Consider the following 14259-nt stretch of genomic DNA (forward strand, 5'->3'; position numbering starts at 1 on the left):
GCAAGCTTCTTTTTACTTAAAAACAACATTTATTTCTTTTTCAAGGCCTTCTTAATGGCTTCTGTAACTAAAGGCTCCATAACGTGATAGCCGTCTAGATTTGGATGTACGGTATCTCTACCATATTCTTTTTTCAAGCCTTTATCTGCATTTACCATTGGTGTATAATAATCTAAATAAACCAAGCCATTCGCTTTGGTATACGCTTCAATTAAAGTATTTAACTTACTAATTTTCTCTACAGGCACTATAGCAGGACTCCAAGAATAACTACTGGCAGGAAGCACAGAAGCCAGTACGACTTTTATATTATTTGCTTTCGCCAATTCTGCCATAGAAAAAATATTATCTGCAATAGATGTTACAGAAATTGGCCCTGTATTACCTGCTATATCATTAGTTCCTGCATGTATAATTACGACTTTCGGATTTAAATGGATAACATCTTGTTTAAATCTTAATAGCATTTGAGAAGAGGTTTGTCCACTAATGCCTCTACCAATAAAGTTATTGTTAGTAAAAAAATCAGGGTTAAAATCTACCCAGCGCTCTGTAATGGAATTTCCCATAAACACCACTCTGTTTTCTTTTTTAGAAGGGGGCTGTAATGCTTCATTTGCTTTTCTATATCTGTTTAAATTTGCCCAATCTTCATTAGATACCAGTTGTATTTTAAGAATTGAAGCTACCGAATCTGCTGGTTTTTCTGGTAATAAGATTGTCAATTCATCTTCAATTAATTTTATTTTAAATTTTTTAGATGGCTCTGAAACTAATGTTGCTTGTCTCGGCTTAATGGCCCTATCGATTACCAGTTTTCCATCTTCAGGCCAATTTAAAACATGGGCATATAAAAAACCGTCTTCTGTTGTATAATTTCCCCATTCTGGTTTAGCATACGTGTTTGTTTGAGAAACCCCAACACCAACATTTAAAAGAGTAGCGACTGTAATAATGATTATTTTCTTGCAAATATCCATCTTGTTTTGTATTTATATTTTTTTAGTATAACTCTAGCTTGATTTCATATAAATACAGACATTACTAAATTCGATCATCTATAAAAAATTCTATAAAATCTAATCTTGTTTTGGTTTAAGCAGACCCACCTTTAAGACCAGGTTGGGTCTGCCCATTCCTTTTTTGTATCTACTTATTATTTTTTCAACTCAATTTTAACTACCGTTACCGTAGCATCTGGAGCCAACATAGGTACATCCACCAAAACTTCCCTTGATGTTGCCAAAGTTGTTAACTCTGCTTTCGGGGCTGTTAAAATAGTTGCTTTTTTAACCTTAATGTCTTTATTCAATTTTAATAATCCGTCTTTTGGCCAATCAAAAACATGTGCATATAATACACCATCCTTAGTTGTATAACGTCCCCATTTTGGTTTTTCATAAGGACTTGCAGAAGCACCATAAACCGCTTCACCATTTTTTTTAGTCCATTCTCCCATAGCGTTTAAACGTCTAATACTTTCAGAAGGAAATCGTCCAAAACCATCAGGTCCAATATTTAATAAAAAGTTTCCACCTTTAGAAACTATATCCACTAATTTCTGAATTAAATCTTCGCTACTTTTCCAGTTGTTATCAGACGGCTTGTACCCCCAAGAACCGTTCATGGTCATACATGCTTCCCAGTCTGAATCAATTCCTGTATCTGGAATCTCTTGTTCTGGCGTACCAAAATCGCCCGCAAACACACCGGGTTGGTTGTTCATACCATCCATTCCAGTTCTTCCTTTATCAACTCTATTGTTTACAATCGTATTGGGTTGGATGTCGCGAATGTACTTATAAAGGTCTTTACCCATTTCTGTTGTATAGTCTGAGATCCAATCTCCATCAAACCAAACGACCCCGATATCACCATAATTCCTCAATAATTCACCTATTTGAGGCTTCATATAATTTTCATAATATTTTGGGAATTCTGGATTTACAACAGATGGATCGTCATGTTGTGAAATGTTGTAATTTGGAAATAAGTTACCTTGTGCTTGTGGGTGATGCCAATCTACAATAGAGTAATATAAACAAAATTTAATATCTTGTTTTTTACAGGCTTCTGCTAGTTCTTTAACAATATCCCGTTTAAATGGAGAAGTATCCATAACATCATAGTCTGATACTTTTGAATCCCACAACCCAAAACCTTCATGATGTTTAGACGTAAGCACAATATACTTCATCCCAGCATTTTTAGCCATAGTTACCCAAGCATCTGCATCGAACATTACTGGATTAAACATTTCAGGAAATTTCTCATATTCCTCAACAGTATAATCTAATTTATCCATAGCCCACTCAGCACCACCACCAGCAATTTTGGTGCCTCGTTCTCCACCAATAATAGAATATGCTCCCCAGTGAATAAACATTCCGAATTTAGAATCTCTCCACCATTCCATACGTTCATCATCAGACAGTTTTTTTCCCTTAGAACTGCTCTGTGCAAATCCTAAATTGGCGTTGAGAGCAACAACCATAGCAAATAACAATAATTTTTTTAAAGTTTTCATTTTCATTTATTTAATATTAATAGTAATTTTCTTTTCTGATTGATTTCTCATGATAACCAAATCCAATGTATCGGATTGGTTTTCTAAATTAATTTTGAAGAAATCTTGAACATTTATAACTTTTTTACCTCCGGCTTGTAAAATAACATCTCCATTTCTAATGCCATTATTTTTCACGGCCGGACTATGATTCCATACGCGTAAGACAACAACGCCTTCTGCGGAACTTAGCCCATAAGCAGATTGCTCTTGAGCAGACTCTACACTTTTTATATTATTACGTAACCACGCTACAACAGGGCTACTTTTCTTTTCTGAAGAATCTTTAATTTTAGGAATTTCTGGAGTTTTAGCCCGTTTTTTAAACGCTTCTTTTTGAACGCCAAACTGATCCATTGGAAAATTTTTAAACCCAATTTTTAATGCAGGAGACGCTTCTGCAACACTAAAATCTAAATGTGCTGGATCTTTAAATAACGGATCACCATACGCACTATTCATATCTCTATTATAAATTTGCGCTTTCATTAACGAGACTTCATTTGAAAACAAATTAGAGTCTAATGCTTTTCCCCAACCCAAAAGTCCAACATCCTGATAAGCATCTGCCACAATATTATGCTTAAAAACATCTTCACTATTCGCAAACCAAACATGTGGATGTAGTGAATTATTAACCATGATATTATTCTCTGCAACACGATTAAATCCTTCTCTCAACTTAAGGCCATTATTTAGCATTAAGTTATTATATATATGGTAGTTTGAAGACCCATCGTCTAAATCGATATCCCATCCATGATCACAGCGAAAACGATTGTTTCTGATAACCGTTGTTTTAACAGCGTCCCATTTATACATGTCGGGATTAGCCGTAGTTAAGCTATCCATCACACGGCGTTTGGGATGCCAAAAACGATCGCGCCCCCAGGAGTTGAACGAACCATGATCATGCGTTTCTAACACGGTATTAAACACATCATTATATTCTAAAATATGACCGCCCCAAGTACCATCGCCAATATTGATACCAGCTCTAGGCACATCGTAGATACTATTATGGCGCACCGTAATATCCATAGCCATTGAAATCTGTACACCAGCAGTTTGCTTTTCCACACGCCCGATCCTATAAATTAAATTATCTTCTACAAGGCATTCTCTTGGGTACAATTCATTTTTTGGCCCAGCAACGGTATCCATGTCTTTTACATTCACATATTGGCCATAATTAAAAGATGGTGAGCGAACAGCAGAAGCATCTCCAACAAAAGACACAGCACTTGCACCATTTTCATAAATATGATTTCCTTTTACCTGTAATCCTTTATTATATTTACTTACCATAATAACGTTTCCGCCCAGCTTCGTAAATTCATTATTTATTACCGTACAGTTCTCGGTCCCTTCAAAAAACAACACACCACCTCTATAAATAGACCAATCGCTTCTTAATAATGGCTCATATTCGTCCATAAATGTTCGTTTGGTATTTTCGAACTTAATACCACTTATGGTCACATCTTTTACGGGGTTTTCTAAAGTGCCTATCACCTGAATCAAATCTTTAAGCACGGATACTTCTATTTCAGAATTTTCTAAAACAATGTCTTTTGTTGGCCAGTAATATAATTTATGGGTTTCTTTATCTAAAAACCATTCACCCGGACTGTCCAATTCTTCAAAAACATTTTCTACCATGCGGTATTCCTCATGTGGTTTAGACCCCCTATTGTTTTGTTGCCCACCCTCTAAAATAGCAGTTCCATCTTCATTTACTCCGGTGATTTTAAAATGAAACCCGCCCCATTTGCCACCATGCAACGCATGGAAATATGCCCCATTGGGGTTTTTCCATGTCGCTATACGCTCCTTAGAAAGGGCATCGGCAGCAGAACCATTCCAATACTGCGCGTCTTCTGAATAATTGGGGTAACGTGCTAAAACTTGTGGCGTTCCATTTATTAGTAATTGGTCAAAATCTAAGTCTTTTGCAACAGAAGTCACCATAATGTTGTCATCATGTTTTTCCCATTGCGCACTTAATGATCGTGAACCTTTTATGCTTACTTCAGCAGGACTTGAACCTTTTATCGTTAGCCCACTCAAGGAAGCGGAAATCTCTATAGACTTCTCCAAATGATATACCCCTTTAAGAAGGTTTATAACAATGTGACTATCTGGGTTATCCAATTTCAACTGATTTGCCTTTTGAACAGCCTCTGCAATTGTTGCAAAAGGCTTTTCTAAAGAACCATCGTTAGTTGCCAGTCCTGCTTTAGAAACGTAAAGTTCCTTAATGTTTGTTTTATCATGACATGAAAAACTAACCATTATGAGGATTAAAAAAATGCTTATTCTTCTCATTAAAATATCTTTTTAAATTTATAGTGTTGCTTTGCCTTTTAAATACCCTAGAGATTGCAAAAAAACATCGGCCTCACGAGTTGTTTCTATATAATATTTATCTCCTTCTTGTTTTCCTTTATTAAAAAACCCATGAGCTTGATTTTTGTATATAAATATATCGCATCTGCTTCCTACAGCTTCCATTTTTTCTTTAAACGAATACGCCGTGGCAACAGGAATCCATTTATCTCTATCTCCTAAAAAGAAAATAGTAGGTGGAGCCCCTTTTGTAATATTATGTATAGGCGAAAACTCTAAATACCTGTCGCCTATTCTTTCATAGCCATATCCCCCTTTACCATTATCGATTACAGGGTTGTATAATATTAAAGCATTTGCCTTTGGGCTTACAGACACATTATCTGTAGTTTCGTTAATACCAGGGAGCATACTTGTGGCTGCTGCCAGATGCCCACCCGCAGAACCTCCTGCCGCTATTATTTTTTCAGGATGTATCCCGAAATCTTTAGCATGGCTTCTTAAAAATCGCATAGCTGTTTTAGCATCTTTTACCGCATCAAAAGGAGTGCTTTGGTTTCGATTTTTTACACGATAATCTACCACTACCGAAACCATGCCCCTTGAAGCAAAATATTTCGATTGGCCCTCAAACTGATCAATACTGCCCCCGTTCCATCCTCCTCCAAAGAAGAACACTATAGTAGCATGTTTTGTCTTCTTTTTGAAGTTATCAGGATAATAGAGACGCAGGCTTAAAGTATCTGCCTTTATTATTTTATAAATAACATCCTCTGTAATGGGCTCAAATTTTTGCTGACCAAAAACGGTTGTAACTACAGATAATGTGAGGACAAAAAGTATGGTGTTTTTCAATTTCATTCTGGCCTTATTTATGGTTCGTCAAAAAAAATCACAGCCTTCTCATAAGCCTGTTCGAGTTTAAAAACCAATTTATTTTCATTGTTTCTGTTCTTGGTACCTTTTCTAGTTGCCACTACGACACCATTTTTATACAACCTTAATTCTGCTGGTTCTTTCCCTTTAGGAAACGGCATGTTAATGGTAATAGGTTTATCATTTTGTAGCAAATAACCGTCTTTGGTTTTTTCTAGAGAAACTGTAAATGGCTTTCCAGAAGATACGATATCCCAGCCTTCATTCTCATAAGCATACATACCAGAAAGGAACAAGAAATCTAATGTATTAGTAGTCTTAGATTTTCTGGTAATAGAAAGCAAGCCTTTTTGATAAAAGTCCTTTTCTTTTGCAATATCATGTTCCGTAGCGTTTACCACAAGTTTATCTGTTGCCTGATCTTCTAATAACACCTCTATAATTTGTGTGTTCGGGTAGTTTTTTAATGCCGCATACGATACGTTTTTAATCGGGTTTTCTTGACCATCGATATAAGGATTGAATACAACTGCAAATGGATTTGCCCAAGATGCGGCTTCTCTTTTTAATATTAAACTAGGAAGTGGCTCATTTACAACTTCTTTTGGAACCGTGCCTTTACTAACGGCATTAGATTTGGGTGATTTAAAACTGTACACGGTTTGGCGCTCACTACCTTTTATCCAAAGTTTCATGATATGATCTGGATGGCCCTCGGTTTTCAATGTAAACAAGGCCTTTATGTCTTGAGAGGTTTGTGTTTTAAATTTATCTGTAAAGTAATCATAGCCTTTTAAGTCTCCTTTTTTAGAGCTTAAATCGTCTGTAGAAATCATTTCTAACTGTTTTCCCTTGTTATCAAAAAACACTAAAGACTGCCCGAGATTATGATATAAATATTCGTGCTTTTGTTTTCCTTCTTGTTGCTTCTTTGATCTAAAAACATCTACAATATAGCTTTTAGAGGCATTCGATTTAATTATAGCAGTAAAGCGTTGCTGATCTGAAACTGTTTCTGGCTCTAAAAACGATACTTTCGAAAAGGTGAGCTTATTAAAATTCGGGTACTCTTCAGATTTAGGATAAGCATTGTCCAATTTAAAAGGATTATAAGACCGCATGGCGCTATAATCTGATTTCCCATCTACAATCACTGTATTATGTGCTGGAAACCTAGAATAAAACTCCCGATGATCGGTGTGCCAATAACTAGACCCCTTCCCCATGTCTGGTCCTAAGGCGTACTGGTTTGCAAATAACTCTATGGATATGCCATTGGCATGGGCATGGTTGCCAAAAGACCCAATAGTGGATATCATAACGGCATCATCTCCAGTTCCTATTCTTTGATTAAACAGACTTACATTAGGTGCATAAAATGTAGGAGAAATTAGGTTTTTTGTACTTATTTTTTCGGCATTATTATTCGTCTTCAATGCATCTACATAAAAGAACAGCTGAAAAAAGTCATTGGCCTCTCTCGTATACAAATCGTCTGAAATCATTTTAGAGAGCAACCCAGAAATTAAAGTTTCTTTATCGGTTTCGTTATATTTTTTATAATTAGCGATTAAGAGCTCGAAGTTTTCGGGTGGTAATATTTTATGGTTAGAATCGCCAAAACCTATAGTATACCCGTTAGGAAATAAATATTGAAAAGAAGCCAATGCTGCTTTCTCCACTATTGGGTAGTTTAAAAATTCATTAGCGTTTGTTGCATGGTCTAAAAGTGTAAATATTCGTAACAACGTGGAAATAACATGTACAGAATAAGAAGCCGACTCTGGCCACATTCCTGTTTCAAAATCATACACTAAAAGCGACTCTTTAATAGCTAATTGTCTATCTGTAGAAGTAACAAACGTATGATCTAAAAAGTACTCCTTACCTTTTCCATTTTTATAAGTAGCATTGTCTTCTAAAACCAAACCTATATAAGTTAAAAAACGTGCCTGAAATAAGTTCCAATTATTATCTGGAATTCCTTTTTCTATAATTTGGTCGCCCCATTTTTGAAAAACCGAAACCGAATGGTCTAAATTGATGTTATTAGCTTTAAAATAGTCATATAAAAAATCATATGCCGTTACTAAAGACACTACAATACCTTCATGAATGACCTCAAAAGTTGCAAGGCCAGAGATGTTTTGTTGCGCCGAATTTTCCAGATCTATAGGGGCATCTCTATAATGCATGCCATCCATATAGGTTAAAAATATAGGAGCAGCAAAGTCGGCATATTTTTGATCTTTGGTAAGCCAATATAAAAAAGCAGCATCTTCTGCGAGGCCCATAATTTGTTCATTTATTTTCTCAATGGCAAAGCCTGCTTTAGAAGGATGTACCCATTCCTTTTTTTGAGTTTCTTTATGTTCTAAATACAAGCCTCTAGAATCATCAAGATATGGGATTACGTCTTCCAGCCGTGGCCGTTTATAATCTGTAGCCCAATCTCTTGTTCCAGAATATCGTACTGTTGCCACTGGTGCACTACCTTCCGAGTGTGAGAAATCACCCTTTTTTAAATACACCTTGTCGTGCTTTGTTTTCCAGTTCATTTGCAATCTAGAAACCAACCAATTTGGGTCTTTATCACAATATTCTAAATACTTTTCTAAGTTTTCTTTTTTCTTTTCTACCAAGCTCTTTTTCCAATCTACTTGCTCAATGGATTTTAGAAAATCGGCTTTAGCCTCGTTGGTAACATAAATTCTAGGATGTCCAGATACCTGACCCATAAGTGTATGGGTTCCCACTAGCAGGCATAGCATTAAAAATATTCTCATGTCTATCTTTTTCATCTTATTTAATTTCAATGTTATAGCCAGCTGGATATACTTTTGCTTTCTTTTTATTTAATTGAATGGAAACAGGCTTATCAGACGAGTAATAGTACTTACCATTTTCCCTTCTTAATTCGGCTGAAACAGCATCATCTATCGCTTCTATTTTATAATGGCCTTTTTGCAGTAACGTCCCTTTTCCTAGATATAAATATTCTAACGCGTTGTTTTTTTCAGAAGTAATTCCGAAAACCCCTTGAAACTTTAATGACTTAATAGGTTTGTAAACTTTATTATCAATAGCGTTTAATATCACTTGCTCGCCTTGGTTGGACCTCACTGAGAGACTCATGAAATTATCAGAACTTCTTATTTTTGAAATGCTTTCAATAGACTTCTCACCATCATCATAAGCTTCAAAAACCGCGACAAAAGGCTTATCCTTTCCATTATTATTTTCTTGTCTTACAATTAAAGTAGGGGTTGTTTCCGGACTTTTATTTACTTGTCCTGGTGTAACATCATGTCTAAGTGTAGTTGGTGGCGCATCTACCAAGTACAATTGGCGATTTTCCTGTCCCAGCATCCACATATTTACATGGAAGGCAGGCGACACGGCTGTTGTTGTCCATATGGCATTAAAATCATGGGCATGCTTTACTTTTCTTTGATTTTTAAAAAACGCATAATTTTTATCGTATGCTACACCCAAATCGTTAACAGCATCTAATTTTAATGTTTTATTCCCACCGTTTTTTAAGTTTACAGTATGTCCTAAGTTATGATGAATATAGTCGTTATTTGCTTGGTCCGACCGGAAGATATCTACGTAATACCCTGTAGTTTCCGAAGTTCGCACCATCGCTACCAAACGTCGTTTTTCATCTGCAGACACATCGGCAAAAGAAACGTGTTCTGATGTTTCGTTAGTATTATAAAGCCCCGTAGAGGTGCTCACCCAAGGATCCATGGCATTAATGGTTATTTCTCCCACTTTATAGCCTGGAACAATGGTGTTGGACCCCGTTATCCCCCTATGGTATCCTGCATCGGGCGACCAATAGGATTCGTAAGCTGAGGCATCGGGTGCCATAGCCCAACCTTTTCCATAAAACTGCATCGCCAAACCATTTGCAGCTAAATGCGACTTTTCTCTTCCTCCATAAAGCGTAAACATTAATCCATTAGTTTCATCATTTCCATTTTTCATAATCATATGTCTATGGAATGGAGAATATGCGGCTTTATGAAATGGCAAATCACTTCCCGATTTAGGCAGGGGTTGATTAAAAATAATACTTTGCCAGTCTGATGTGCTTCTATCATACTGTCCTGATTCTATGTTTTTTCGGATTACCGTTGCCATTTTCTTTGCGGTTTCGGCATCATTTTCCCAAGTTGCATAGGTTAACAAAGATTCAAAAGATGACATATTAGCTGGCCCGCCACGCATATCTCCAAATACCACTAAATTTCCACGAGCATCCAACCACCCTAGATTAGCCATTGCTGCTTTGCTAATAATGGGATTTCCTGCAAGCGTATTAACACCAGATTTATAAAGCTTTAGTCCCATTTCTAAAACAAAAGGAATCATTCCCGATGCATATCCTGGCGATTCTGGCCATAAGCCTGTGGTTTCATTATAATTACTCATAATTTCAGGTAAACCTGCATAATACTCCCCAGATTTCTCGGTGTAAAAAGGAATGTAATAGTCGCGCCCTTTTCCATCTTGATAAAAATCGTTAGACTCCAATACAAGCATACTTCCTAGTATATTTTTATAGCGGTTTACATTCCAATTTCCTTTTTTACCACCTCTTATCAGTCCTATTTCAATAAATCGTTTAAACACTGTTCCCGCCACTTCGGTTGTTGTTTTGTTGAGGGATTTTAAGTGCTCATGCGGATTTGCATTTAAATAATCATAAATAAAGTCGTAAGTAACGGCCATTGGAATCTGTCTATCATCATGAATCACTTCATAATCATAGTACCCTAAAATACCACCTGGCTCGTAGCCACCAGGTCCTCCTGAGGATTGTTGAGGGTCCAATGGTGGCTCCATATAATAAGTCCCTAACATCCAAGTCCAAAAGATATCGGCTGAAAACTTGGCATATTTCTCATCTTGTGTTACAAAATAAGCAAACGCAGATTTTTCTGCCAGACTTAATATTTCCATATTATTAGCACGAATCATATGCCCCGTTTCTTTATAGGGAATTAAAACAGGCGTTAAGTCGCCACTAGAACGGCTAATCCCTAACATATCTCCAGATTCGTTATATGGCGTTCTATCTTTTAAAGGCACATTAACATAATCGTTCCATTTGCGCATACCTGGCAATCTTACTGTTGGCAGTGGTGCATTTCCTTCCCCATAATCCCAGTCCTGTTTTTTAATATAGCATTGGGTAAAATGCTCGCCTTCTTTCCAATACATGGCTAGCCTAGACACAATCCATTCCGGATCGGTCGTGTGCCGGTTGACATATAAATCTATGTCCTCTTGTAATTTTTGCCATGACGCTTTAGCCCAATCTTCCGTTTCTATTTTTTCCAATAGCGCTTGCCTGTCTTTACTTTCTGCAAATAACCTAGGGTGGCTACCAGCTTGTTGTGCATGTGCATAACCTACTGTTAAAAACAGAAGAGGTATTAAAACTATTGACTTTATGATTTTCATGTTGCTATAATTCTTTTAAAAAATACAATTCCATTCTTAATTTAATATTGATTTGGATGCTCGAAGTCCCCAATGCGATGAAACACATTACGTTTTAAAGGGATTTGCATACCATCTGTATCTTCTAACCAATCGTACAAACTATTAGCAAAATCTTTAATCATGGGTTGTAATTCTGGCTTATCAATTAAATTCACCATCTCATTGGGGTCGTTTTCAATATCATACAACTCGTTAGTATCCCAAATGCCATTATATCTTATGTATTTATATTTATCTGTGCGCACCCCAAAAACTGTTGGCGTCATAGGAAAATCGTATTCAAAATAGTATTCATAGAATATTTTATCTCTCCAATTACGTTCGTCATTTTTCAATAATTGTATAAAAGATTTTCCAGGCATATACTCTGGTTTTTCTAAACCAGCACACTCTAAAATTGTTGGAGCAATATCTACATTTTGAACCATGCGTTCGACTGTCTTTCCACCTTCAAAAATTTCTGGACAGTGTACCAGCATAGGCACTTTAACAGACTCTTCATAAAAATGACGTTTATCTATAAGGCCATGTTCTCCCCAACTAAAACCATTATCGCCCATATAAATAACCATGGTAGACTCGTCCAGTCCATTTGCTTTTAACCAATCCATCACGGTGCCCACACTATCATCTACACCCATTAAGGTTTCGCAATACCGTTGCACCAAATCATCAAAAGTACCATCGGCAGTTCCATGATACATGTGATCGACACCATGCCAGCTATCGCGTTGCCTTTTAACCCAGTCTGGCCAGTTCAGTTTTTTATATTCCGATCCAATGGTTTGAGTATAACTATCTGGTTTGTCAATTTTTTTACCAGCATAGATCCCTTCGTGACGTTTGGCCGGTAAAAACATGGCATGTACAGCTTTATGTGATAAATACATAAAGAAAGGCTTATCTTTCTCCCTGTTGTCCAACCAATTTACCGCATGTTCTGTTAATAAGTCGGTAACATAGGTACTCTCGTCATACTGTATGTTCTTTCCATTAATATTAAGGTTAGGTGCGTAATAATCGCCTTGACCTGCAAAACTTTCCCAATGGTCGAATCCAGGACGCGGACTATCGTTATGGTCGCCCATATGCCATTTCCCGAAAAAGGAAGTTTGATACCCTGCTTTTTGCAAATACTCTGGGAAAAATGTTAAGTTCCCAGGATTGGGCGCTACATTATCTACAATAGTGTGCACATGAGAATATTGTCCGGTTAAAATACTGGCACGACTAGGTGAACACAATGATGTGGTTACGAAAGCATTTTTCATGTGCGCCCCTTCACTTGCCATTTTATCTAAATTAGGCGTTTTAAGCCATGGTACTTTTCCAGTAAAGCCCATGAAATCGTGACGATGATCATCTGTTAAAATAAAAATAACGTTTCGTTTTTTAGCCGCTTTTACTTGCTCTAACTTTAAGGATTTCTTTTTTGAAGAAGGTTTTTTTTGCGCTTCTATCGATCCTGAAAAAATGAATACCGCTAAAAAAAAGGCTTGTATCAATATTCGGTTTGGATGGGTTGTAATCAATTTCATTTCTTATTGTTTTTTATAATTAAAACAGCCAAAGATTGGCCTGGAACTTCTACGGATTGTGGTTTATTACTTTCTATTTGGCATTCATATACCTGAGTGTCTTGGTTATCATTCTGCACTAATACATAAATTTGGTTATTATACTTTACCGAAATCAAACTGTTTTTAGAAAAATTAGCGATTCGTTTTGCACCAGGAACCAAATATTTACTCAGAAAAGCCATAACTGCAAAATCTGGATTATAGCTTACTTCTTTGGTTTGACGATTTATGTTTATTAAAGAGTTTTGTTTCCAATTCCATCCACTTTCTGTGGTTTCATTTAAAATCATATTCCAATAACAAAAATTTGGACTCCCATTGTTTAGATAAGAGGCCACTTCGTTTAATCGGCTTGACGCCTGCTCCCAAGTATTATTACCATTATAACATTTACTTTCTGTATGCATGATTTTTACAGCAGGAAACAACTCTCTTACTTGTTCTATATACTGCGGATGTGTATATTGAATTCCTATACCATCAAACAGCACTCGATCTTCTGTATTGGCGGCCAATTCTATCATATCTAATTGTCCTGCCGCTGTTCTAAAGGTTCCTGCCCAAATTTCTGTATTAATCTTATTTAATTTAAACTGCGGCCGTAAATATGTTTTTACAAACTTGCTCATTTGCGATATAGGCATCTCATTAGATGGATACGGTGTGTTTGCATCCGTTTCATTTTGAATCACTAATCGGTCCACCGTAATCCCTTTTTTAGCATAAGCTGTTATATATTTCACGAAATACAAGGCATAAGCCTCATATATATTAGGCTCATCTTTTAAACGATTTTTTTCTTTAAATTCATCCCCTCGATCCATATACCCAGAGTACTTCATCCATGCTGGTGGACTCCATGGTGAAGCAAACAATTTTAATTTTGGATTTTGAACAAAGGCTTTTTGAATGTATGGAATAACCGATGTTTCCTCCCTCTTTATAGAAAAGTGCTTCATATTATAATCCTCTGCTATTTCAGAATAGCTATACGCCTCTAATCCAAAATCACTCGACCCCACTGCGGTTCTAGAAAATGAAAACCCTGCACCGTGCTGTGGGTTAAACAAATTGCCCATCACTTGATCTTGCAAAACCTTTGGCAAAGACATTAGGGCTTCGCCACCAATTTCATTAAAAGCGCCGCCTATGCCTTCTATGGTTTGGAATTCTATGTTCGGGTATAGCTTAATTTTACTAGGTCGTTTTTTAGAGATAGGATTAGAGCTATTAGCTATTTTCTGTACAGAAATTTTACCGTTCGGAATATCTCCTGACAATTTAAGCACCTTTACTTCTATCTGATCTTGAGAAAACAAGATTAGATTACAAAGTAAAAAAAACACAAATATAACGGCGTTTCTCATCATT

8 protein-coding genes are annotated in these 14259 nt (G+C 36.4%); all 8 read right to left on the reverse strand.

Annotated elements, in window-relative coordinates; genetic code table 11:
• Positions 1 to 29: 29 nt before the first annotated feature.
• Positions 30 to 980, reverse strand: a complete 951-nt coding sequence (locus tag ACFFU9_RS11400; RefSeq protein WP_379861568.1) for an SGNH/GDSL hydrolase family protein — start codon at positions 978 to 980, stop codon at positions 30 to 32.
• Between the two features lie 176 nt (positions 981 to 1156).
• Complete coding sequence (locus tag ACFFU9_RS11405; RefSeq protein WP_379861569.1) at positions 1157 to 2527, reverse strand: alpha-L-fucosidase; 1371 nt, start codon at positions 2525 to 2527, stop codon at positions 1157 to 1159.
• Positions 2528 to 2533: 6 nt separating this feature from the next.
• The gene (locus ACFFU9_RS11410) at positions 2534 to 4894 is read right to left on the reverse strand and encodes a PDZ domain-containing protein (RefSeq protein WP_379861570.1); all 2361 of its coding nucleotides are present in this window, start codon (positions 4892 to 4894) and stop codon (positions 2534 to 2536) included.
• Between the two features lie 18 nt (positions 4895 to 4912).
• A complete protein-coding gene (locus tag ACFFU9_RS11415; protein WP_379861571.1) occupies positions 4913 to 5776 on the reverse strand; it encodes an alpha/beta hydrolase in 864 nt (287 codons plus the stop codon).
• An 11-nt stretch (positions 5777 to 5787) separates the two neighbouring features.
• Positions 5788 to 8592, reverse strand: coding sequence for a heparinase II/III domain-containing protein (locus ACFFU9_RS11420; protein ID WP_379861572.1), 2805 nt, complete (start codon positions 8590 to 8592; stop codon positions 5788 to 5790).
• A gap of 1 nt (position 8593) precedes the next feature.
• Positions 8594 to 11266: an endo-acting ulvan lysase-like protein gene (locus tag ACFFU9_RS11425; protein ID WP_379861573.1), complete on the reverse strand. Its 2673-nt coding sequence runs from the start codon at positions 11264 to 11266 to the stop codon at positions 8594 to 8596.
• A 41-nt stretch (positions 11267 to 11307) separates the two neighbouring features.
• Positions 11308 to 12846 (reverse strand): sulfatase family protein, encoded by a 1539-nt coding sequence (locus ACFFU9_RS11430; protein WP_379861574.1) that lies wholly within the window; start codon positions 12844 to 12846, stop codon positions 11308 to 11310.
• Entirely contained in the window at positions 12843 to 14258 is a 1416-nt protein-coding gene (locus ACFFU9_RS11435; protein ID WP_379861575.1) for a glycoside hydrolase family 30 protein, read from the reverse strand. Before ACFFU9_RS11435 ends, ACFFU9_RS11430 begins: the two co-directional genes overlap by 4 nt.
• Between the last annotated feature and the right edge of the window lies 1 nt (position 14259).

Source organism: Mariniflexile ostreae (assembly GCF_042427585.1).
Classification (GTDB): Bacteria; Bacteroidota; Bacteroidia; order Flavobacteriales; family Flavobacteriaceae; genus Pseudalgibacter; species Pseudalgibacter ostreae.

Excerpts from the sequence above, each read along its gene's own strand:
- ACFFU9_RS11425 (WP_379861573.1), bottom strand. The coding sequence starts at position 11,266 with ATGAAAATCATAAAGTCAATAGTTTTAATACCTCTTCTGTTTTTAACA.
- ACFFU9_RS11400 (WP_379861568.1), bottom strand. The coding sequence starts at position 980 with ATGGATATTTGCAAGAAAATAATCATTATTACAGTCGCTACTCTTTTA.
- ACFFU9_RS11405 (WP_379861569.1), bottom strand. The coding sequence starts at position 2,527 with ATGAAAACTTTAAAAAAATTATTGTTATTTGCTATGGTTGTTGCTCTC.
- ACFFU9_RS11435 (WP_379861575.1), bottom strand. The coding sequence starts at position 14,258 with ATGATGAGAAACGCCGTTATATTTGTGTTTTTTTTACTTTGTAATCTA.
- ACFFU9_RS11415 (WP_379861571.1), bottom strand. The coding sequence starts at position 5,776 with ATGAAATTGAAAAACACCATACTTTTTGTCCTCACATTATCTGTAGTT.
- ACFFU9_RS11420 (WP_379861572.1), bottom strand. The coding sequence starts at position 8,592 with ATGAAAAAGATAGACATGAGAATATTTTTAATGCTATGCCTGCTAGTG.
- ACFFU9_RS11430 (WP_379861574.1), bottom strand. The coding sequence starts at position 12,846 with ATGAAATTGATTACAACCCATCCAAACCGAATATTGATACAAGCCTTT.
- ACFFU9_RS11410 (WP_379861570.1), bottom strand. The coding sequence starts at position 4,894 with ATGAGAAGAATAAGCATTTTTTTAATCCTCATAATGGTTAGTTTTTCA.